The sequence below is a fragment of the Neomicrococcus aestuarii genome (assembly GCF_014201135.1).
Classification (GTDB): domain Bacteria; phylum Actinomycetota; class Actinomycetes; order Actinomycetales; family Micrococcaceae; genus Neomicrococcus; species Neomicrococcus aestuarii.
This window is the reverse complement of sequence record NZ_JACHDR010000001.1, coordinates 2,713,537-2,734,427: the sequence shown is the minus strand read 5'-3', so window position 1 is coordinate 2,734,427 and position 20,891 is coordinate 2,713,537. Positions and strand designations below refer to the sequence as shown.

Here is a 20,891-nt window from a genome sequence, read left to right as displayed (position 1 = left end):
CTTAGTGGGCGTTCTTGGACTTGCTGCCACCTACGCCGTATCCGGCCTTGACCATGAGCCATCCGGCAACGAGGCCGAGCACCACAATGATGCCGCCGATGAGTACGCCAATAGGGGCGTGCAGTGCGAAGGCGATTGCACCAACCAGAACGCCGATCAGCATGATGCCGATGCAGGTCCAAGCGGCCACCGAGTTGCCGTGTCCTACAGCCTCAGCATGCATCGGATCGATCTCCTGTTCGAGAACCTGTTGTGCACGGGTGTTCATTCGTGGTGCTCCTTGAACTGATGGTTTGTACTGATGATGTGACTAAGTGATGTGAAGTGCTTGGGCCGTGCGTGGACTGTGGCCCATCACGACACTTACAAACATTCTGCCATTATTTTGGCAGTGGCTGGCTATGTTGCGGTCGGGTCGTCGCCGCGGGAAAGGCTGTCCCAGCTATCGATGTCGTCCCACTTTTCATTTTTTGAGGACGACGACGCAGCCGCACCCTTCTGTGAGAGCTCTGCTTGCGAAGGCGCCTGCTCGGCGCCCTGGGCGTGACGGCGGTCGACTGCCCAGCGTCCCGCTCGTACCGTCATGACAATGCCAGCGGCAAATGCGAGCACCGCTCCAAGGATGGCCAGATAAGGCCAAAACGTGTGCGTATAGGAGCCTTCGGTCACTGATTGACCCAGCGTCTCACCGACCGTCGTAGCTGCGGCAGCCTGGATGTTGGACAGGACAGAGAAGGTCGCGGCGATGATGCCGATCCCAGAAAGCGCCAAGATCACGCCGATAATTCGGCGACCCACGACGCGGGCGATCGTAGCGGCAGCCGCGGCAGCCAGCGCCGCAACGCTCAACGCCGCAACGGAAGTGGCGGCGTCGTTCCCCGAAATATCAATCTCCGGAAGACGCACGCTGGTGGAGGTGGGGACCACGTGAATCCAGGTTTGGGTGGCCGCAGCCAGCACCAAGAGCGCCCCCAAAATGGAGCCGAGGGTTACCTGACGAGAAGTCACTTGGCACCTTCAGCTGTCTGGGACTCAAGCGATAAGGACTCAACCGTCAGGGAAGTTTCGGCTGCTCGATACTCACGAATGATGTACGAGGTAGCGTGCTTTACGGAGCCTGCCGCATAGACGGCGCGTATGGGGGCCGCGGACTTGTTCACGCTCTCGAGGCTTTCAGCTTCGATGACTGAGTCGGCAACAATTCCACCACCGGCCTGAACATAAGCGCGTCCGTCCTTGACCAAGGCCGAACGGATAGTGATGGCCATGTCCATGTCGCCGTCGAAATCGAAGTAGCCCACCACGCCACCGTAAACACTGCGGCGCTGCGGCTCGAGCTCATCGAGCAAGCGCAAAGCGCGCGGCTTAGGAGCGCCGGACAGCGTACCCGCCGGGAACGTCGCCGCGAGCGTGTCATACGCCGTGGCATCCGGGCGAAGGGTCCCCACCACGTTGGAGACCAAGTGCATGATGTGGCTGAAACGCTCAACCTCCATGAACTGAGTGACTTCCACGGAGCCCGGTTCGCAGACCTTGGAGAGGTCGTTGCGGGACAGATCCACGAGCATCAAGTGCTCGGCTCGTTCCTTCTCATCGTTGATGAGGTCCTTCTCATGGAGCTGGTCCTCTTCATACGTGGCTCCTCGCGGACGGGAACCGGCGATGGGGTGCGTGATGACGTGACGATCGTTGAGGGTCACGAGCGCTTCCGGTGACGAGCCCACAATCGAATACGCTCCACCGCCCGGGTTTTCGAACGTGTAGATGTACATGTACGGGCTGGGGTTGGTGGCGCGCAGAACACGGTAAATGTCCAGCGGCGCGGCGTCCGTCTCCAGCTCAAAGCGGCGCGAGATCACCACCTGGAAAACTTCACCGTCCACGATGGCTTGCTTGCCCACGCGAATAGCGTCTTGGTAGGACTTCTCATCCCACGAATGCGTGATGGTCTTCAAGAGTTCTTCGCGCTCAATGTCGTGACCGGTGAGCACCACGGCAGCCTCGTGGCCTGGAGCGTTGAGTCGGTCGAGCATCTCGGCGAGACGGTCCAGCGCGGCGTCATAGGCGGTGTCCATGTGCTCGTCCGTGCCATCAAAGTTGATGGCGTTCGCAATGAGGGTGACGGTGCCGTCCGTGTTGTCGTGAACAGCCATGTCCCCTACGAGGATCATCGCAATTTCCGGCAAGTGAAGATCATCGTGCGGTGGGTTGGGAAGTTTCTCCCAATGGCGAACGGCTTCCCAGCCCACGAATCCCACCATTCCGGAGGTCAAGGTAGGGAGGCCGGGCAACGGCTTGGACTTCAGTGCAGCGACGGTGTCACGCAGAACCTCGACGCTTATACCTTCGGTCGGCACGCCCACAGGCACCTCGCCCATCCAGTAGGCGGCGCCATCTTTGCTGGTCAGCGTGGCTGGCGAATTTACGCCGATGAAAGAGTAGCGGCTCCACACGCCGCCAGCTGCGGCAGACTCCATCAAGAACGTGCCGGGACGGCTTTGCGCCAGCTTTGAGTACAGCGAAATGGGAGTGTAAGTGTCCCCCAAAATGCGCATGCTGATGGGTACTACGCGACGGTCCTTCGCGAGCTCGCGGAAGCCTTCACGCGTGGGGAAAATTTCGCCAAGGCGCTGCATTACTTTGTCTCCTCAGCCTGATCGGCGTTTCCAACAACTACCTCGAGTTCGCGGCCCGTAAAGCACGTACGGGTTCCGGTGTGGCAGGCCACGCCAATCTGGTCAACGGTGATGAGTAGGACATCAGCGTCACAGTCCATCGCGGCAGACTTGACGTATTGCACGTGACCTGAGGTGTCACCCTTGCGCCAGTACTCGCGGCGAGAACGCGAATAGAACCACACTCGACCGGTGGTGAGGGTTCTCGCGAGAGCAATATCGTCCATCCAGCCCATCATGAGCACTTCTTTGGAATCGTATTGCTGCACGATCGCCGGGATCAATCCGGCGTCGTTGAAAACCAACTTCTCAGCAAGAGATGGGTCAAGGACATCTTGAACAGATTCAGACACGAGTACTTCTTCCAGTGCGCGAGGTGGCGGCGGGCATCTTGTCCATTCTAGTAGCGGTTGAGAGCCCCTCCGTGCTTGCCAAGTAGTAATAGGAGTTCTTGCCGACAAATAGTGAAATCACCAGCAGAGCATAGGTATCCGTGTTACGTTTCACGAGATGCGATACGTTGACACTTCTCGAGAGGCTCTGGCCGATGTTCTGGTTTCAGTTGGACCAGACGCGGACACACTGTGCGAAGGGTGGACGTCACGCCACCTCGCTGCGCACCTATTACTCCGCGAAAATTCCGCGCTTTCTGCCGGACTTGTAGTCCCGTTCCTGCGGGCACCGCTGGAGTCCAAGCTTGAAGAACTCGCCGCGCGCGCAAGAGACCTTCCGTCTTACCTTGATCTCGTCAATCAGTTCCGCGCTGGCCCCACACGCTTCTCGCCTTTTCGCATTCGCCGCGTAGAACGCGCCGCGAACCTCCTGGAATACTTCGTGCACACGGAAGACGTGCGCCGCGCGCGCAGCCGCTGGGCTCCTCGACACCTGGACGAGGATTACGTTGAAGCGCTCTGGGAAGACCTCAAGCAACGCTCCAAGCTGTTGTACGCAAAGAGCCCGGTCGGCGTGATCCTAGTCCGCCGCGACGGCGTGCGATTCGTGGCGAAAAAGGGCAAAGAATCCGTAGCCATCACAGGACACGTGGGCGAACTCATCATGCACTCGCACGGGCGGCAGGAACATGCGCTCGTGACCTTTGAAGGCAACCCCGAGGCCATCAAGAAACTCACCCATCTTGAATCCCCACTGGGCTAACGGATCACCCGCACCCGCGCGCTCACCGCACGCGGCGTCGTCGTCATTCCAGAACTAGCGAACGGGGTAACCGTGCGCCCGGATAGCGTCCTTGACCTTAGCGATCATGTCCACGGGACCGAAGTGGAAAATGGACGCTGCAAGCACCGCATCCGCTCCTGCTTCGATCGCAGGCGGGAAGTGTTCCGGAGCTCCGGCCCCGCCCGAAGCAATCAAGGGCACCTTCACGGCAGCGCGCACGGCGCGGATCATCTCTAGGTCAAACCCGTCCTTGGTGCCGTCGGCGTCGATCGAGTTCAACAGGATCTCACCCACGCCACGCTCGGCCGCGTCCTTCGCCCACTGCACCGCGCACATCCCAGTGCCCGTTCGGCCACCGTGCGTGGTGACCTCAAAGCCAGAAGGAACATCGGGGTTGTCCGTACGGCGCGCATCGAGCGATAGCACCAGCACCTGAGAGCCAAAGCGTTGAGTGATCTCGTTGATGACCTCGGGACGCTTCACGGCAGCCGTGTTGATGGAAGCCTTATCAGCGCCTTCGCGCAGCAGCCGATCCACGTCCTCCACCGAACGCACGCCGCCACCCACGGTGAGCGGAATGAATACTTGCTCAGCGGTGCGCCGAACTACATCGAAGGTGGTCTCACGATCGCCGCTAGAGGCGGTGACATCCAAGAACGTGATTTCATCCGCGCCGGCCTCGTTGTAACGCTTCGCAAGTTCCAGCGGATCGCCGGCGTCTCGCAAGCCTTCGAAGTTCACGCCCTTCACCACGCGTCCCTCGTCAACATCGAGGCACGGGATGACACGAATAGCAACGCTCATGAGAAAGCCCTTCGAAGAGTACTTAGATACGGCAAGCGTGGATCTGGCTCACCAGGATCGCGCGCGCACCGATGTCATACAAATCATCCATGATGCGGTTGGTTTCCTGCTGGCGAACCATGGCGCGCACTGCCATCCACTTCGAATCGTGAAGTGGCGAAATGGTGGGCGATTCCAGTCCCGGCGTCAACGCGGTGGCCTGCTCAACGAGCTCGGTTGGAACGTCGTAGTCCAGCATCACGTAGCGGCGGGCAACCAAGACGCCCTGCAAGCGGCGCTTGAGAACTTCAAGTCCGGCTGGCTGATGTCCGCGGCGGCCAATCAGCACGGCCTCGGAGCGAAGGATCGGGTCGCCGAAAACTTCCATGCCTGCAGCACGCAAGGTGTTGCCGGTCTCCACGACGTCCGCGATAGCGTCCGCAACACCCAAACGCACCGAGGACTCCACGGCGCCATCAAGACGGACCACGCTCGCGGTGATTCCTTCTTGAGTCAGGTATTCGCGCAAGAGGTTGTCATAGCTTGTGGCAATACGCTTGCCGTTGAGCTCTTGAGCGTTCGTGAACGATCCCACCGGAGCGGCGAATCGGAACGAGGAAACGCCCAAGCCCAACTGCATGATTTCTTCAGCATCCACGTTGGCGCCGGAGTCCATGAGCAAGTCACGGCCGGTAATACCAATGTCCAAGATGCCCTTGCCAACGTAGACAGCGATGTCTCGAGGGCGAAGGTAGAAGAATTCCACACCGTTCTCGTGGTCTTCCATGACCAGCTCGCGGTTGTCGCGGCGCTGGCGGTATCCGGACTCGGTCAGCATTTTTTGGGCGGCTTCGGAGAGCGCACCCTTGTTTGGAACAGCGATTCTCAACATTGTTGAATCCTTGAAACGGCTTAGAAAAATTTTTGGACGGGAAGTCGGGAGCGCAGTTTAGAGATGCTTGTAGACGTCGTTGAGGGTCAAGCCCTTAGCGATCATCATGACCTGCACGTGGTACAACAGCTGCGAGATTTCCTCTGCAGCTTCGTCATTGCTCTGGAATTCTGCGGCCATCCACACTTCAGCGGCTTCTTCTACAACCTTCTTGCCGATCGCATGAACTCCCGCGTCCAGTTGTTTGACGGTGCCGGAGCCTTCAGGGCGCGCGGCAGCTTTAGCAGTCAGCTCTTCAAACAGGGAGTCAAAGGTTTTCACTTCAACAAGATTAGTCGCAATCACACTCCACCCACGCACTGCGGGGCGGAGTGTGACGGTTCGCTCAGTCTCGAAGGTAGCACTAAGCGAGGACGACGGCGGTCTCTAGCGCGGCTGCCATGGCTTCGTAGCCCTTGTCTTCAGCGGATCCGGGGAGCCCTGCGCGGTCGATCGCTTGTTCTTCGGTATCGCACGTCAAAAGACCGAAACCTACGGGCTTTCCGGTGGTCACGGCCACGTCCATGAGCCCGTTGGTGGCGCCTGCACACACGAAGTCGAAGTGCGGGGTGCCGCCTCGAATCACCACGCCCAGCGCAACTACCGCGTCAAAGCGTGGCGCCAAACGGGCAGCGGCGACCGGGAGTTCGAAAGATCCCGGGACTCGAATGAGTTCTGCCGTGACGCCGGCGTCGGCGGCTGCGCGCTGCGCGCCGTCGATCAGACCGTTCATGACTTGGGTGTGCCAGCTCGAGGCGATGATAGCCACGGTCAGGCCCTTTTCTCCGGCTGCCGTCAGGTTCTGCAGGTTTGCCTCAGGGGCTCCGTGTCCGCTCATTATTTCTCTCCAATGCTGGGGGTAGGTGTAACTGCTGTTGAGGTGAAGACTTCGTCCGCTAAGCGGTGGTGCATGCGCTCGCGCTTGGTGCGCAAGTAGCGCTCGTTCTCTGCGCGGGCAGGGATGGGAAGCTCGACGTTCTCGACCACGTCAATTCCCGCGGCCAGCAACGACTCAGATTTCGTGGGGTTGTTCGTAACCAGGCGAATCTGTTCGTGTCCCAGCTGGTGCAAGATCGCTGCTGCGGCGTCGAAGTTGCGAGCATCCACGGGCAGCCCGAGCTGTTCGTTGGCTTCCACCGTGTCCGCCCCTTGGTCCTGCAGTGCGTAGGCACGGATCTTGTTGGCCAAGCCAATGCCGCGACCTTCTTGACCCCGCAAGTACAGGACAGTTCCGCCTTCTTTAGCAACGATTTCCAACGCGGCGTCAAGCTGTTCGCCACAATCGCAACGGTAGGAACCAAACACATCGCCGGTCAGGCATTCTGAGTGGATGCGCACGTGCCGAAGGTGCGGCTCTGACGCAAGCTGCGTCGTCGTAGTGGATCCTTCCGCCGTTCCCGCGCCCGGTGCGGACAACGAGAAGTGCTCAACGCCGGAGCGGTGCTCCACCCACGCTTGCACCGTGAATGTGCCGTGCGGGGTTGGAAGGGAGACGGTGGGACCGCCCGTGACGACCGCTTCGAGGTCACTGCTCAGGCTCTTATCCCCCAGCGATTCGCGGTAGGCCACCAAGTCCTCAATGCTGATGAGGGGAATGTTGAACTCGTTCGCGAACTCGCGCAGGGCTGGCAATCGCATCATTTCGCCATCGTCGTGGACGATCTCAGCGATCACACCCACCGGTTCCACGCCTGCGAGCGCACACAAGTCCACGGATGCCTCCGTGTGGCCGCGGCGCTGCAAGACGCCCCCATCCACCGCACGCAGCGGGAAGATGTGTCCCGGGCGGGTGATGTCCGATGGCTTCGCGGCAGGATTCGCGAGCGTCTTGGCCGTCAACGCACGATCCGCCGCGCTAATACCGGTGCTCACACCGTGGGCGGCGTCGCACGAGACCGTGTACGCGGTGCCCTTGGCGTCCTGGTTGACCTGAACCATGGGCGGAAGTTCCAGCTTGTCCGCGAGATCGCCTCCCATCGGCACACAAATGACGCCGGAGGTGTGACGGATGGTCCAGGCCATGAGCGCGGTGGTGGCGTGGGCCGCTGCGAAGATGATGTCGCCTTCGTTCTCGCGGTCCTCGTCATCCACCACAACCACGGCGCGACCAGCGGCGATCGCGGCGATCGCGTCCTCGACCGGGTCCAGCGTGATCTCGTTGCTGTCCGTTGTCTCGCTCATGGTTAGTTCCCTGCCTTGGCGCTCGTCGCTTCAGAGGACGACGACGCAGCTGGGGTCAGATTTTCAAAGCTTGCGCGGCGCTCGGCGTACTTAGCCATCACGTCTACTTCGAGGTTGACGCGGTCGCCTTCCACACGATCTCCCAGCACGGTATCTCGCAAGGTGGTGGGGATAACGCCTACTTCGAACCACTGGAGCGGTTCGGTAGCGAAAGAAACCGCGGTGACGGTCAAGGAAATGCCGTCGATGGCGATGGAGCCTTTTCGCGCGACAAAGCGTGCGAGGTCCGCGGGGACGGAGAAGCGCAGTCGCTGCCAGTTGCCCTCATCTTCGCGTTCGAGGAGCTCGCCGGTTCCGTCAACGTGACCCTGAACAACATGGCCGTCGAAGCGCCCGCCCACGGGTACGCACCGTTCCAAGTTGACGCTGTCGCCCGCTTTGAGGGTGCCCACAGTGGTGAGCTGGAGGGTCTCCCCCATCACGTCAACGTCAATGACGTCACCGTTGATGCTGGTGGCGGTGAGGCAGACGCCGTTGACGGCGATGGAACCGCCGAGGCCAAGATCATCGGCGTGGCCAGGGACCGTCAGGGTCAAGACGACGGCGTCAGTGCCGTCCACGGGGTGGATCGCTTCTACGCGGCCTTTGCCGCTCACAATTCCGGTAAACATTGGTGTCCTACTTTTCGTTGCGTGGGGTGAGGTGAAGGAGCACATCGGTGCCGAGTTGCCGCACGGCTGGTCCGTCGACATCATCGAGCTCAAATTCGAGTGCTTCGCTCAGTGTGGAGATGCCCAAATCCTTCAGTGCGGAGATACCGCTACCCAGGAGCTTGGGTGCTTGATAGAGCCAGATTTCGTCGACTAAGTCCGCCGCCAAGAAGGCAGTGGCGATGCTGGAGCCACCTTCGATCATGGCGTGGGAGATGCCTTTTTGCGTGAGGGCTTCAAGGACTTCCGCAGGATCGCGAGTGGGAAGGTGCATGAACTCCCCGTGATCGCGAATGCGGGCATCAGCCGGGATTTCCCGCAGGCCCATGGCGACCCGCACGGGTTGCTTGGGATAAAGCTCCCCCGCGCTGTCCCGAGCAGTGAGCTGCGGGTTGTCCGCGACGATGGTTCCGGTTCCCACAATGATGGCGTCTGCCCGGGACCGAATCACGTGGCTGTGTTCGCGTGATTCGGCGCCGGTGATCCACTGGCTGGTGCCATCGCTTGCTGCGATGTTGGAGTCCAAGGTTTGCGCCAAATGCAAGGTGGTGAAGGGACGCTGCTGATTTTGTGCTTGGAACCAGCGGGCGTTCAACTCGCGGGATGCTCTTGCCCATTCGGGGTTGAGCTGCTCACCGTCCATCACCTCAACGCCGTGCTCTTTGAGGTAGCTGGCCCCGCCGGCGGCGTGGTCCGTAGCATCAGCGACCGCGTAAACCACGCGGCCAATTCCCGCGTCCACAATGGCGTGCGAGCACGGGCCGGTCCGCCCAAAGTGGTTGCACGGTTCGAGCGTGACAAACATGGTCAGCGTTGCCGGGTCAATAGTCTGATCCTGCCCCGCGGTCAGCGCCTTGCCTAGGAGTTGCGCCAGATTATGAAGCGCATCCGCTTCAGCGTGAGGCGTTCCAGCACCCCGGTGAAAGCCAGTGGCCAGAATGTCACCCTGCGCATCGGCGATGACGGCTCCCACGAGGGGATTTACGCCTCGCACACCGTTTTTGGCCTGTTCTAGCGCCGCATCGAGGAGTTGCTGGGTGGATTCTGCAGTGAGGGGGAAACTCATGACGCATCATTCACGGCACGCTGCACGGTGGGGTCTGGGAGGACCGTTTCCACTTGCGGCTTCTCGTTGTTCTTGGCACGCCACCAAACAAAGAATCCGATGAGCGTGAAGACGCCGTAGAACAAGTACATAAACGCGGACGCGTAGTAGCCAGCCGAGAACAAGAGCGGTACGCCCACCACATCGACAGCCACCCAGACCAGCCAGAATTCAACCCAGCCCTTAGCCATTCCGTAGGTCGCCAACAAGGATCCAACGAAGGTCCAGGCGTCAGCCCAAACGGGGTCATAGGAACCCAGAGCGGTGAAGAGAGGGGTGAGAGCTACGGTGCCGATGATCATGAAAGCGACCATGCCGAGACGAACGCGGTTGCTTGCCCACTGCGGGGTGATGGCTGCGCCAGCGTTGTTCTTAGATTCTTTCCATCGCTTCCATCCGTAGACGGACACGGCGATGAACATGATTTGACGGCCTGCTTGGCCCAAAAGATTGGCGGACTGGTCTGATCCGAAGAGGCTTCCGAGGAACACTGTCAGCAACAAAGCGTTGCCGATGATTCCTACGGGCCAAGCCCAGACTTTACGGCGCATGCCGCCGAGCGCGGATGCGAGTCCAAAGATGTTACCCACGACTTCGCGCACCAAGAGTGCGCTTCCGCCTACGGGAATGTATGCATTGAAAAGGTCAATGAGCCACCGCAGAAAATCCAATTTATCCTCCTGTAAAGCCGCGGCGGCTCCGGGGGATACGACTGCTCAGCAAAAGTTTCGGTGCAAGAACAAAGAGTCCTGTCACTGAAACGTCCACCACCGGTTGCGGCAGTGGGCTGTTTCAGCACGTGCTTCTCCCATCCAGACTTTAACTGTCGGTACTGGAATTTCACCAGTTCAGCCGCTGTTTATCCTCGTTTGCACGAGAACGCCCAGTGGTTCGCGGACTATACCGCCGGTTCGGAATTACACCGACCCCGGAGCACGTAATTTTTTGTGTTCTGTGTATTCAAGCACAAAACTTTGATCTTTATTCCAATGCATCCTTTCGTTGCGCATTGTTGCGCAACTCAGAGATTGCGTCGGCGGCGTCGGCGGCCCCGTACACGCTGGATCCTGCCACGAACGTGTCTGCGCCGGCGGCTGCTGCCCGGACGATGGTTTCGTTGGTAATTCCGCCGTCTACTTGCAGCGCAATAGTGGCGCCGGACCCGTCGATAGCCTTGCGCGCCCGCTGAATCTTCGGGATCACCAAGTCAAGGAACGGCTGGCCTCCGAAGCCTGGCTCCACGGTCATGAGCAAGAGCATGTCCACCTCAGGAAGCATGTCCAAGTACGGCTCGAGTGCGGTGGCTGGCTTGAGCGCCATGGCGGATTTGGTTCCGCGGGCGCGTAGCTCGCGGGCTAGCCGCACGGGCGCCTTCGCCGCTTCCGCGTGGAACGTCACCGAATCCACTCCAAGGTCCGCATATGCGGGTGCCCAACGGTCCGGGTCTTCAATCATCAAGTGAATATCCAGCGGCAGTGGGGTTGCCTTGGAAATGGCGTCCACTACCGGCAGACCCAGCGTGAGGTTGGGAACGAAGTGGTTATCCATGACGTCCACGTGGACCGCGTCCGCACTGGCGATGCGATCCAATTCTTGAGCGAGCCGAGCAAAGTCGGCGGACAGAATGCTGGGGTGGATGGCGCAACCGGACATTAGTCCTCCGAGGTGGTGGGTTCGTCGATGGTCAAAAGCGTCATGAACATGGCGTCCGTCTTGTTCGCGTGTGGCCACAGCTGAATCGAGTTTCCGCTCCATTCGGACGCGCTTGCAGCAGCGGAGCTGTACTGGTGTCCGGGCGCTACCGGTGCGGTCAGGATCACCGAGTTCAACGCTGCCGCGGTGTCGAGGACACGGAGCTGCGGGTTCCGCTTGATGGCGTCCTCCACGATGGCGACGGTTTCCGCCGGGTGCGGCGAGCACGTTACGTAGGCTACGACGCCCCCTACGCGCACGGCCTTCAGTGCCGAGTCCAGGAGTCCAGATTGCAGGGTGGTGAGTTCAGCAACGTCGGCGAGCGTCTTCCGCCAGCGCGCTTCAGGACGACGACGCAGCGCGCCCAGTCCGCTACAAGGGGCATCCACCATGATGCGATCGAAGAGTCGCTCAGTTTGACCCTGACCGTAGTCGCGGCCATCCATTTCGGTGACTTGCCATGCGTCTTGAGGGACCGCGTTCAACGCATCTTCTACCAAGTCCGCACGGTGGGACTGTGGCTCGTTAGCGGTCAAGAACGCGTCACGCTGAGCAGCGAGCGCTGCGAGAAGCGAGGCCTTTCCACCTGGTCCGGCGCACAGATCCAACCATTCTGAATCGGAGGACCCCGAAGGAAGTTCCACTTCAGCGAGCGCTCGAGCGACCGCCTGAGATCCAGCGTCCTGCACGCGAACGGTTCCCGCACGTACGGCGTTGATGCGTCCGACGTCGCCGGCTTCGTAGTATGCGGAGCCGGGCACGAATTTGCCCTTGCGCCCGCCAAGTTCGTAGACCTCGCCCAAGTCCCCGATGCCGGGAAGGGCTACGAGGTTCACCACAGGGGCGTCGTTGTCCGCTTCGAGGAGCTCTTCAAGCTCAGCAACATCGCGGCCGTGAGCTACGAGCGATTGCCGGAAAGCGCGCACAATCCACTCGGGGTGGCTGTGCGTGATGGCCATGACCTGCGAGTCATCCGAAATGTCCGCGGTGAGCTGTTCAACCCACTCTTCGCGCGACTTCAGGGACACCTTGCGGAGCACGGCATTGACGAGTCCCGAAGGCCCCGTGCCCACTTGAGAGCGAACCAGGGAGACCATCTCATCCAAAGCGGCGTGCGCTGGAACGCGCATCGACAGAAGCTGGTGAGCACCCAATCGCAAAGCGTCCAGAACGGGCGCATCGAGCGAAGCCAGCGGGCGATCCACGCACGTCTGCAAGACAGCGTCGTAGAGTCCCTGCTCGCGAAGCGCTCCGTAGGTCAGTTCCGTCGCGAAACCGGCGTCGAGCTTATTGAGGTGGTTCTCGCGAATCTTTCGCGGCAAGACGAGGTTCGCGTACGCGTCCTCGCCCGAGACCGCGCGCAACACCTGGAACGCCGTGAGGCGTGCCGGATCGGACGAGCGCTTGCGCTGGGACGGAGCCGCGGCACTGTACTGCCGCTTTTCGCCAAAGCCGCGATTTCTCTCTCTACCTGCGGCGTCGCGGCGAGAGGAGTTGCTGTGGCGAGCTGCGCCGTCGTAATTCATGCTTCAAACCTTACGTTTTCTGCGCCCAGTCCGCGCGCCCAATCTGATGCCGCCATCATTTTCTTGCCTGGCGGCTGAACCGTAATCAACTCAAGACCATAGGACCCCGTGCCCACGACGACTCGCGCCTTCTTGCTGCCGTCGACGCGAACCTCCCCTGGTGCGAGGTCGCGCACGTCAGGAGCCGGGACCGAGTCCGAAATCTTGAAGCGCTGCTCCCCTAGCGTGGTCCACGCGCCCGGCGCCGGCGTCACACCGTTGATGCGGCGGCGAATCACCAGGGCCGGGGCCTTCCAATCCACGCGGGCATCCTCGAGAGAAATTTTCGGTGCAAGACTCACATCGCCGCGCTGCGGTACGCCCGTAAGCGCACCCGCGTCAAGGCCAGAGAGAGTCTGCGTCAACAACACGGCACCTGACTCGGCGAGCCGGCCCAAGAGCTCACCGGCAGTGTCCTCGGGACGAATCGATTCGGTCAGCGTTCCAAACACTTCACCGGTATCCAAGCCCTCATCAATGCGGAACGTGGAAGCGCCCGTGATGTCATCGCCGTTCATGATGGCGTGCTGCACGGGGGCAGCCCCGCGCCACGCCGGCAACAAGGAGAAGTGAAGATTGATCCAGCCAAGTCGCGGAATCTCCAACGCGTACTTGGGCAAAATGACCCCGAAAGCCACCACGGCGGCAACGTCTGGCGCCAGCTGACGAATCTGCTGGGCCACGTCCTCGCTCATGCGGTTGGCTTTGATGATGTTCAAACCCAACTCCGCCGCGCGCTGGGCGACAACTGAGGGGGTGAGGTCTTTCTTGCGACCCACGGGTGCGTCCTCACGCGTCAACACACCGACCACGTCGAAACCGGCGTCCACGAGGGCGTTGAGGCTGTGGACTGCGACGTCCGGAGTACCTGCGAACAGAACTTTCACGGGTTAGTTCCCTTCCGCGGGTTGGCCAAAAGCGGAGGACGAGGACGCAGCGAAAGAAGTGCCCAACGTTGCGCTGCGCTTAGCCTGCGTCTGGTCCGCGACGTTGTTGTAGCTGCGGTTGCGAATGGTGCGGAACGCGGTCTTCTTGTCTTCGCCTTCGAGCCGATCGATGTAGAGCATCCCTTGCAAGTGATCAAATTCATGCTGAAGGCACCGCGCGGTCAGGCCCTCGCCTTCATAAGTGACGGGCTCTCCGTTGACGTCTACGCCAGTGACTTTTGCCCACTGCGCGCGAGGCAAGTGGAATCCAAGACCGGGAACGGACAGGCAGCCCTCTTGGCGCTGGTTCTGAAGTTCCTCGCCAATTTCGAGCACGGGGTTGATCACGTAGCCACGCAATCCATCCGTGTCGAAAGTAAAAATCTGCAGGTCAACCCCTACTTGGGTGGCAGCGAGTCCAACGCCTCCCACGTCATCCATGGTCTCGAACATGTCCTCAACGAGCTTCGCCAGGTGTGCGTCAAAAGTGGTGACGGGGCTGGTGGTGCTTCGCAGAATGGGATCGCCCACAATACGGACCGGGAGAACTGCCATGGAGAGTTGTTTCCTTTCGCTGGGACTGTCCAGTTTAGGCGGATCCGTCAGAACTTACGCAGTGGGAGTCTCGGTGCGCGCGGTCCCCTAAGCGTGAGGTTCAGCGGCAGGCGCAGCAGCCGGCGGAGCTGGCACCGCTCGTAGCGGGTGACCTAGACCGGCGGTAGCAACGTTGGACTCCCACACTTGCCGCAGCGCCCAGAAGCGTCTCCAGTAAGCGGGAAGGACGTGAGGCTCCGCCATCATGGGCACTACTTCGGTCTCCCCGAGGGCAACTCCTAGAAGCATGGCGTCCTTGGGATAGGGCCATTCGTCCCACCTGCCCGCTGCAGGATCCACGGAAATTTCCTGGGCTTTCAAGCCTGCAGTCAGCTGCATGACCACTTTGGGATCGAGTGATTTTGCGCGTCCGTTGCGGTCGGTGCCCTTGGTTTTGTAGTCAATCAAGCAAATGCGACCTGCGATTTCAGCGACCAAGTCCAGCGTTCCGGCGTAGCCGACTTCGCTGTTCCAGACCGTCACTTCGGCGGCAAGTGGGCGCACACGGAATTGCTCCCACCACTCGTCGAAACGATCAGCGAAGGCGCCCTCGCCGTTCTCTTTGAGGGTCTCGCGAGCTTGAACGCTCTGATGCGGCTTACCCATAGCCCGAAGAGCGATGTTCTCAGCGTAGAAGTGCACACGGTCCCCTCGCCGAGCCGCCGCATCCCGGTATTCGACCGCCGCAGAGGACGCCTGACGAGCAATTGCTTTGAGCTTGGCCTGGTTTCCCACGCATTCGGCGAGGCGCTGGTCTTGGATCACGGCCGTGGCAGCCATGTGTCCCACCCAACCGTCCATGTCCGTGGCGGCCTGCCCAATGACCGTGGTGATGGACGGAACCTCGGGAACGCCGTTGGCTTGGCGCGCGTACATGCGTCCGAATTCCGTGTTTTGGGCAAGCAAGGGTGAAGTCATACCTAGATTCTTTCACTTGCCCCTGACACCTAGATGTCTGCGCGACGAATCCGCGGAACTCAGTTGAAGTCGCAGATGGATCTGAAGCACCCCTCACTCAGCCCACCATGAAGTTCTCTGGATTCTGTGACGCAGAACACGAAAAGGATTTTTCGAGAAAGCCCAACTGAGACCCACTTTCCACACTCCGGAGCACCCAAAAAATCCTTGAATTTCCGGGGTTTTTGAAGACCCTCGAATCGCCAAGAACTCCCGATTTTGTGAAATCACGATTTCTCGTATAGAGTTTTACCTCGTTGGAAAGCACCAAACGGTTCCGAGAAATCGAAGAATCTGGCGGTGAAAACCACACGCGGACATAGCTCAGCTGGCTAGAGCGCCACCTTGCCAAGGTGGAGGTCGCGGGTTCGAATCCCGTTGTCCGCTCGCAAGTCACCGAACTGGACGGACACGTTCAGCCCAGGGCCGGGAAACCTGTCAGGGCCACGGTGGGGTGGCCGAGAGGCGAGGCACCGGCCTGCAAAGCCGTTTACGCGGGTTCGAATCCCGTCCCCACCTCGCATTACTAAGGACCTTGCAACCCCTTATGGGCGATTGGCGCAGCGGTAGCGCGCTTCCCTGACACGGAAGAGGTCACTGGTTCGAACCCAGTATCGCCCACCATTCAAAACCCCCGGTTTTACCGGGGTTTTTGTGTTGCCCGATTCTTTTCTCATCGGATCCCCCAATCACTTTATTTGCATATATGCTTTCTTGTGTGTCGGGAATCATGCAGATTCCCACTGGGGAAAGGAGGTGGCCTTTGTCTGTATTTGACGAGCTCAAGGGCAAGGCCGATCAACTCGTAGAAAAGGCGACTGACCTCGCAGCCAACAACGCGGATAAGATTCGCGGTGCTGTTGGAAGCGCAGGCGACTTCGTCGATGAGAAGACCGGCGGCAAGTTTACGGACACCGTGAACAAAGTCCAGGGCGCTGCAAACGACTTTGTCGATAAAGCAGAGTCGGGCAAAACTGGAGCCGCTGAAACCCCCGAGGCACCTAAGCCAACTGCTGAGGACACCGATGGTGACTTCAAGCAAGGGAGCTCTTCTACTTTCTAGTCTGTAGTCTGACGGCCGCTTGAGGCCTACGAGCACGACAAACGAATGCCAGCACTGCCGAGAGGCGGGGCTGGCATTTGTCATTTCACTCACACGAAACATTCTGTGGCTAGTGTTGTGAAGCGTGTCTTCTGTTTCCACTTCACGCTGGTCCCAACCGATCCTCGCAGGCGTCATCACCGCTTTGGTGGGATATCTCTCCTCCTTCGCGGTGGTCCTCTCCGGCCTGCAAGCTGTGGGGGCCAACCAAGCTCAAGCGGCGTCCGGTCTCTTGGCGCTGATTCTGACGCAGGCCGTCTGTGGCGTGGTTTTGTCCTGGATCACCCGCATGCCCATCACTACCGCATGGTCAACCCCCGGTTCAGCACTGCTGGTGGGCGCAGGTGGAGCACAGTTCGGTTGGAACGAGGCGGTGGGCGCCTTCTTGGTGTCTGGCGCACTGATCATGCTGACGGGCTTGATTCCCCCGCTGGGCAGGCTCATCGCGGCGATTCCGGAGAAGATTGCTCAGGCGATGCTCGCGGGCGTCTTGTTGCAGCTTTGCTTGGTGCCGTTTACGGCCCTCGGAACTATTCCTCAGTTTGTTGGCCCGGTGCTGGTGGTGTGGCTAGTGGTACTCGCGTTTGCGCCGCGGTGGTCTGTACCGGCCGCCATGGCGGTCGCGTTGGGTATTGCGGTGGTTTCGGTTGCTATGAAGGACGACGCCGCAGGCTCGCTGACACTACTCCCCCACCTTGAGTGGGTGGTTCCGCAGTTTTCATGGGGGGCCATCACGGGCATCGCGTTGCCCTTGTTCATCGTGACAATGGCTTCGCAGAATGTCCCTGGCATGGCGGTGCTCAAGAGTTTTGGATATAACGCTCCGTGGAGCGCCTCGATGATCGCTACGGGCGCCGGAAGCGTTGCCGGCTCTTTCGCGGGCGGGCACGCCATCAATCTGGCGGCAATCTCCGCGGCCCTAGCTGCTGGCGATGAGGCTGGTCCCGATCCGGCTCGGCGGTGGATTGCGGGCGTGAGCTCCGGAGTCTCTTACATTCTTTTGGGCTTGGTGAGCGGAGCTATCGTCGCGATTTCGGCGGGCTCACCGGAAGGGCTCATTCCGGCGGCCGCCGGGCTCGCGCTTTTAGGTACTCTCGGCTCGTCCGCTGCGAGCGCGTTCAGCGATCCCCAGCAGCGCCTTTCGGCACTGCTGACCTTCCTCATTGCTGCATCCGGTCTCACCGTGGCCGGATTGGGCGCCGCTTTTTGGGCGTTGGTAGGCGGACTGGTGGTCCGCACGCTCATTGAGCGACGCGTCTAGATCCCAGAATGATGCTTAGGATTCGTCGGCTGTAACGAGCGTTCCTTCACGGGCCAATGCGGTCATGCGAGAGACGGTGCGGTAGTACTTCTTCATGTAGCCACCGTTCATCATCTCTTCGGTGAAGAGCTGATCGAAAGGAGCGCCGCTGGCGATGATGGGCACATCGCGGTCGTAGAGGCGGTCGGCCAGCACTACAAAGCGAAGCGCCACGTTCTGGGCGGTAATCGTGTGCACATTGTGGAGCACCATCACGTCGATGCCATCAATGAACTGGCGGTATCGGCTGGGGTGGACGGTAGACAGGTGCTCAATGAGAGTTGAGAAGTCGTCTTCGGAGATCACGCGACCCGGGTAGCGAGACTGTGCGAATTCGAGTGCTGCGTCGTCGTCAATCGGCTGCGGTGCCGCCGGCAAGCCACGGTGACGGTAATCCTCGCCATCAATCCGCAACACGGTGAACTGATCCGCAAGCACCTGAATTTCGCGCTTGAAATCCACGGCCGCAAAACGGCCTTCGCCCAACGAACCGGGCAAAGTATTCGAGGTGGCGGCAATTTTGACGCCCGCATCCGCGAGCTCACGCATCAACCGGGACATCAACACGGTGTCCCCGGGGTCGTCGAGTTCGAACTCGTCAATGCACACCAGCTTGTAGGTGGACAGCATGTCGACTGCCTTGCGGAAGGACAGCGCGCCGACGAGGTTGGTGTATTCCACGAAGGTGCCAAACGCCTTCGGACCTGGAGCCGCGTGCCACAAGGATGCCAAGAGGTGGGTCTTACCCACACCGAATCCACCGTCGAGGTAGATGCCTGCGGTCTTGTCCTTGGCGTTGTTCTTCGATCCGCCGAAGAGCTTGCCAAAGAAGCCACCCTCGGACTTGCCCCCACCAACGCTTGCAGCGAAGTTGCGCAGCGCCGTGACGGCAGCCGCCTGAGTGGGCTGGTTGGGGTCTGGAATGTAGGAATCGAAAGACACTTCCCCGAAGCGTGGCGAAGGACGCAGACCCGCTACCAACTCCTCAACGGTTACTTGCGGGTGACGATCGGCGAGGTGAATGATGCTCTCCACGAGGTGGGCGCCTTCTTTCGATTTTTCTCACCACATGTGAGAACCAGCGGGAATACCGGAAGCACGCGTGCAACCGGCTTTCAGTAATTTTACGGGACTCCCGAAAATCGTGGTGCGCTAGCTCTCAATACGCAATGCGGGAAGAGTTTCGGGCCCGTGCTCGTTAGGCTGGAGGGAAGAACCGCGTTATTCGCACTGATCCAGGAGGACTCATGACCGAGACAGCAGATACGAAGATCTCTGAGTACGCACACCCAGAACGACTCGTCACCACGGCGTGGGTAGCTGAACATTCCAACGACGCCAACGTTGTCATAGTGGAATCTGATGAAGACATCCTTCTCTACGAAACCGGACACATTCCAGGTGCCGTAAAGATTGACTGGCACACCGACCTCAATGATGAGGTAGCTCGCGACTACATCAACGGTGAACAGTTTGCCGAACTCATGAGCTCCAAGGGCATCTCCCGCGACACCACGATTGTTGTCTACGGCGACAAGTCCAACTGGTGGGCCGCGTATGCCATGTGGGTTTTCACCCTCTTTGGCCACGAGGACGTCCGGCTCATGGACGGTGGACGCGATAAGTGGATCGCTGAGGGCCGCGAACTCGTGACGGATAAGACCGCGCGTGAGCGAGCCGAATACCCCGTAGTGGAGCGCAATGACGCACCGATCCGCGCCTACTTGCCCGAGGTCAACGAAGCGATCGGCAAGATTCCTTTGATCGATGTTCGCTCGCCGGAAGAGTACAGCGGCAAGCGCACGCATATGCCTGCCTACCCTGAAGAAGGCGCCTTGCGCGGCGGCCACATCCCTACCGCCGCATCTGTGCCGTGGGCACGGGCAGCAGCGGAGGACGGCACGTTCAAGTCCCGCGCTGAACTCGAGGCGATCTACCTCGAAGATGCTGGCTTGAAGGCAGCCGACGAGGTCATTGCCTACTGCCGTATTGGTGAGCGTTCAAGCCACACCTGGTTTGTACTCCAGCACCTCTTGGGATTTGAGAACGTTCGCAACTACGACGGTTCTTGGACCGAGTGGGGCAATGCCGTGCGCGTTCCTATCGTCAAGGGTGAAGAGCCAGGCGAGGCTCCCCAGCGCTAAACCGCTGCGTGTCCGCCCCTGAAACTTCTCGACAGAAAAGACTGATGTCCTGTGTCTACTCTTCCAAACAAACTCGCTGAAATCGTTGATGACTTCCAAGCCATCACCGAGCGCGAGCGACTAGAACTGTTGCTGGAGTTCTCTCAAGAACTTCCGGCACTCCCCGAGCGCCTTGCCGACCACCCTGAGCTGCTTGAGCAAGTGGTGGAATGCCAGTCACCACTGTTCTTGACCATCGAGGTTGCCGATGATGAAGACCGCACCGTTTCGCTGTTCTTCTCGGCGCCGCCCGAGGCTCCGACGACGCGCGGTTTCGCCAGCGTTCTCAACGAAGGCTTGAACGGTCAGCCCGCGAACATCATCCTCGACGTTCCCGATGACATGCCAGAGCAGCTGGGGCTGACCCGCGCCATCACTCCGCTGCGTATGCGCGGCATGACGGCAATGCTGGGACGCATCAAGCGCAAGATCCGCGAAGCGCTGTAAAGATCCGTTGTCGCGCATGCGACACGTGCTCGGTGATTTCACACGGCCACGGATCCGGTCTATCTCGTTGACCCCTACGTGCGGTCTTCACGGGATGGACTTCTGCGGTCCGCCCCCTTCTTCACACCGCCCTGGCATCACAAAAAATGCTGTCAGTCTCGTCCTAAAACCGTCTATTGGCACATCTGCGGCAATGGTCTCAAGCCTGGTTGGTCAGTTCGTGGGGTACGGGCGAGTCAGTATAGGCGAGCAGAACCCCGACGGGCAGCTTGAGGAGATAAGACCCGTGCGCGAAGGTCATCGCGGACGGAAGGAGCTGCAAGCTCTGGCTCAAGCGCATCAGGCTGACCCCACTGTATGACTATTTCCGGGAAGGCGGCGCCGTCCTGGTGACGTAACTCGATAGAATCGGGCGCATCATGCTGGACCTAATCAACTTGGTTGACGAGGTCGCCGGCAATGGGGCATTTGTCGACTTCCTAAAGTAACGCACCACCGTGGCGCAGAACGGCTCCATGCCTTTGGAAACACGGTTGCTCGGGGTCATGGCGTTCTTTGCTGATT

At 60.1% G+C, this 20,891-nt stretch carries 23 protein-coding genes, 3 tRNA genes and 1 riboswitch; of the genes, 8 read left to right on the top strand and 18 right to left on the bottom strand.

The features are described 5' to 3' along the window. Position 1: 1 nt before the first annotated feature. From HD598_RS12525 to hisI, 4 genes are all read right to left on the bottom strand, one after another. Positions 2-268 carry an HGxxPAAW family protein gene (locus tag HD598_RS12525; protein WP_183666301.1) on the bottom strand — a complete coding sequence of 89 codons (267 nt, stop codon included), beginning with the start codon at positions 266-268 and terminating at the stop codon, positions 2-4. 131 nt (positions 269-399) lie between these two features. Continuing rightward, a complete protein-coding gene (locus HD598_RS12520; RefSeq protein ID WP_183666299.1) occupies positions 400-1,008 on the bottom strand; it encodes a Trp biosynthesis-associated membrane protein in 609 nt (202 codons plus the stop codon). Next, positions 1,005-2,636 carry an anthranilate synthase component I gene (locus tag HD598_RS12515; protein WP_183666297.1) on the bottom strand — a complete coding sequence of 544 codons (1,632 nt, stop codon included), beginning with the start codon at positions 2,634-2,636 and terminating at the stop codon, positions 1,005-1,007. Before HD598_RS12515 ends, HD598_RS12520 begins: the two co-directional genes overlap by 4 nt. Beyond that, entirely contained in the window at positions 2,636-3,028 is a 393-nt protein-coding gene (hisI, locus tag HD598_RS12510) for a phosphoribosyl-AMP cyclohydrolase (protein ID WP_311539037.1), read from the bottom strand. The genes HD598_RS12515 and hisI overlap by 1 nt, the downstream gene beginning before the upstream one ends. 157 nt (positions 3,029-3,185) lie before the next feature. Here hisI and HD598_RS12505 point away from each other — a divergent pair, with 157 nt between their 5' ends. Beyond that, positions 3,186-3,830, top strand: coding sequence for a TIGR03085 family metal-binding protein (locus tag HD598_RS12505; RefSeq protein ID WP_071893288.1), 645 nt, complete (start codon positions 3,186-3,188; stop codon positions 3,828-3,830). A gap of 54 nt (positions 3,831-3,884) precedes the next feature. Here HD598_RS12505 and hisF read toward each other — a convergent pair whose 3' ends face one another. The 13 genes from hisF to HD598_RS12440 form a co-directional block, all read right to left on the bottom strand. Further along, positions 3,885-4,655: an imidazole glycerol phosphate synthase subunit HisF gene (gene hisF / locus HD598_RS12500; RefSeq protein WP_071893287.1), complete on the bottom strand. Its 771-nt coding sequence runs from the start codon at positions 4,653-4,655 to the stop codon at positions 3,885-3,887. A gap of 22 nt (positions 4,656-4,677) precedes the next feature. After that, the gene (gene hisG / locus HD598_RS12495) at positions 4,678-5,526 is read right to left on the bottom strand and encodes an ATP phosphoribosyltransferase (RefSeq protein ID WP_183666295.1); all 849 of its coding nucleotides are present in this window, start codon (positions 5,524-5,526) and stop codon (positions 4,678-4,680) included. 57 nt (positions 5,527-5,583) lie between these two features. Further along, positions 5,584-5,847 (bottom strand): phosphoribosyl-ATP diphosphatase, encoded by a 264-nt coding sequence (locus HD598_RS12490; protein ID WP_071895084.1) that lies wholly within the window; start codon positions 5,845-5,847, stop codon positions 5,584-5,586. 82 nt (positions 5,848-5,929) lie between these two features. After that, positions 5,930-6,403, bottom strand: a complete 474-nt coding sequence (gene ribH, locus HD598_RS12485; protein WP_071893285.1) for a 6,7-dimethyl-8-ribityllumazine synthase — start codon at positions 6,401-6,403, stop codon at positions 5,930-5,932. After that, positions 6,403-7,746: a 3,4-dihydroxy-2-butanone-4-phosphate synthase gene (gene ribB, locus HD598_RS12480; RefSeq protein ID WP_183666293.1), complete on the bottom strand. Its 1,344-nt coding sequence runs from the start codon at positions 7,744-7,746 to the stop codon at positions 6,403-6,405. The genes ribH and ribB overlap by 1 nt, the downstream gene beginning before the upstream one ends. A 2-nt stretch (positions 7,747-7,748) precedes the next feature. After that, on the bottom strand, positions 7,749-8,417 hold the full coding sequence (locus HD598_RS12475; RefSeq protein ID WP_183666291.1) for a riboflavin synthase: 669 nt from the start codon (positions 8,415-8,417) through the stop codon (positions 7,749-7,751). A gap of 7 nt (positions 8,418-8,424) precedes the next feature. After that, positions 8,425-9,522, bottom strand: coding sequence for a bifunctional diaminohydroxyphosphoribosylaminopyrimidine deaminase/5-amino-6-(5-phosphoribosylamino)uracil reductase RibD (gene ribD / locus HD598_RS12470; RefSeq protein ID WP_183666289.1), 1,098 nt, complete (start codon positions 9,520-9,522; stop codon positions 8,425-8,427). Further along, a complete protein-coding gene (gene pnuC, locus HD598_RS12465; protein ID WP_071893281.1) occupies positions 9,519-10,232 on the bottom strand; it encodes a nicotinamide riboside transporter PnuC in 714 nt (237 codons plus the stop codon). Before pnuC ends, ribD begins: the two co-directional genes overlap by 4 nt. Before the next feature lie 125 nt (positions 10,233-10,357). Next, positions 10,358-10,501, bottom strand: a riboswitch (FMN riboswitch). Positions 10,502-10,542: 41 nt separating this feature from the next. Next, positions 10,543-11,214, bottom strand: a complete 672-nt coding sequence (gene rpe, locus HD598_RS12460) for a ribulose-phosphate 3-epimerase (RefSeq protein ID WP_071893280.1) — start codon at positions 11,212-11,214, stop codon at positions 10,543-10,545. Next, complete coding sequence (locus tag HD598_RS12455; protein ID WP_183666287.1) at positions 11,214-12,779, bottom strand: RsmB/NOP family class I SAM-dependent RNA methyltransferase; 1,566 nt, start codon at positions 12,777-12,779, stop codon at positions 11,214-11,216. The genes rpe and HD598_RS12455 overlap by 1 nt, the downstream gene beginning before the upstream one ends. Continuing rightward, positions 12,776-13,705 (bottom strand): methionyl-tRNA formyltransferase, encoded by a 930-nt coding sequence (gene fmt / locus HD598_RS12450; protein ID WP_183666285.1) that lies wholly within the window; start codon positions 13,703-13,705, stop codon positions 12,776-12,778. The genes HD598_RS12455 and fmt overlap by 4 nt, the downstream gene beginning before the upstream one ends. A gap of 3 nt (positions 13,706-13,708) precedes the next feature. Beyond that, positions 13,709-14,299 (bottom strand): peptide deformylase, encoded by a 591-nt coding sequence (gene def / locus HD598_RS12445; RefSeq protein WP_071893277.1) that lies wholly within the window; start codon positions 14,297-14,299, stop codon positions 13,709-13,711. An 87-nt stretch (positions 14,300-14,386) separates the two neighbouring features. Beyond that, positions 14,387-15,256, bottom strand: coding sequence for a PD-(D/E)XK nuclease family protein (locus HD598_RS12440; RefSeq protein WP_183666283.1), 870 nt, complete (start codon positions 15,254-15,256; stop codon positions 14,387-14,389). Positions 15,257-15,608: 352 nt separating this feature from the next. Here HD598_RS12440 and HD598_RS12435 point away from each other — a divergent pair. The 5 genes from HD598_RS12435 (at position 15,609) to HD598_RS12415 (ending at position 17,658) form a co-directional block, all read left to right on the top strand. Continuing rightward, positions 15,609-15,682 (top strand) — tRNA-Gly (locus HD598_RS12435). Positions 15,683-15,743: 61 nt separating this feature from the next. Beyond that, a tRNA-Cys gene (locus HD598_RS12430) sits at positions 15,744-15,814 on the top strand. 30 nt (positions 15,815-15,844) lie between these two features. Then, a tRNA-Val gene (locus HD598_RS12425) sits at positions 15,845-15,919 on the top strand. A 139-nt stretch (positions 15,920-16,058) separates the two neighbouring features. Then, complete coding sequence (locus tag HD598_RS12420) at positions 16,059-16,358, top strand: antitoxin (protein WP_071893275.1); 300 nt, start codon at positions 16,059-16,061, stop codon at positions 16,356-16,358. Positions 16,359-16,482: 124 nt separating this feature from the next. Then, complete coding sequence (locus HD598_RS12415) at positions 16,483-17,658, top strand: benzoate/H(+) symporter BenE family transporter (RefSeq protein WP_311539036.1); 1,176 nt, start codon at positions 16,483-16,485, stop codon at positions 17,656-17,658. A gap of 15 nt (positions 17,659-17,673) precedes the next feature. Here the strand turns inward: HD598_RS12415 and zapE are convergent, their stop codons facing one another. Next, positions 17,674-18,732, bottom strand: coding sequence for a cell division protein ZapE (gene zapE, locus HD598_RS12410; RefSeq protein ID WP_071893273.1), 1,059 nt, complete (start codon positions 18,730-18,732; stop codon positions 17,674-17,676). A gap of 212 nt (positions 18,733-18,944) precedes the next feature. Here zapE and HD598_RS12405 point away from each other — a divergent pair, with 212 nt between their 5' ends. Next, entirely contained in the window at positions 18,945-19,841 is an 897-nt protein-coding gene (locus HD598_RS12405) for a sulfurtransferase (protein ID WP_071893272.1), read from the top strand. Between the two features lie 51 nt (positions 19,842-19,892). Next, positions 19,893-20,327 (top strand): SufE family protein, encoded by a 435-nt coding sequence (locus tag HD598_RS12400; protein WP_183666281.1) that lies wholly within the window; start codon positions 19,893-19,895, stop codon positions 20,325-20,327. The last annotated feature ends 564 nt before the right edge of the window (positions 20,328-20,891 follow it).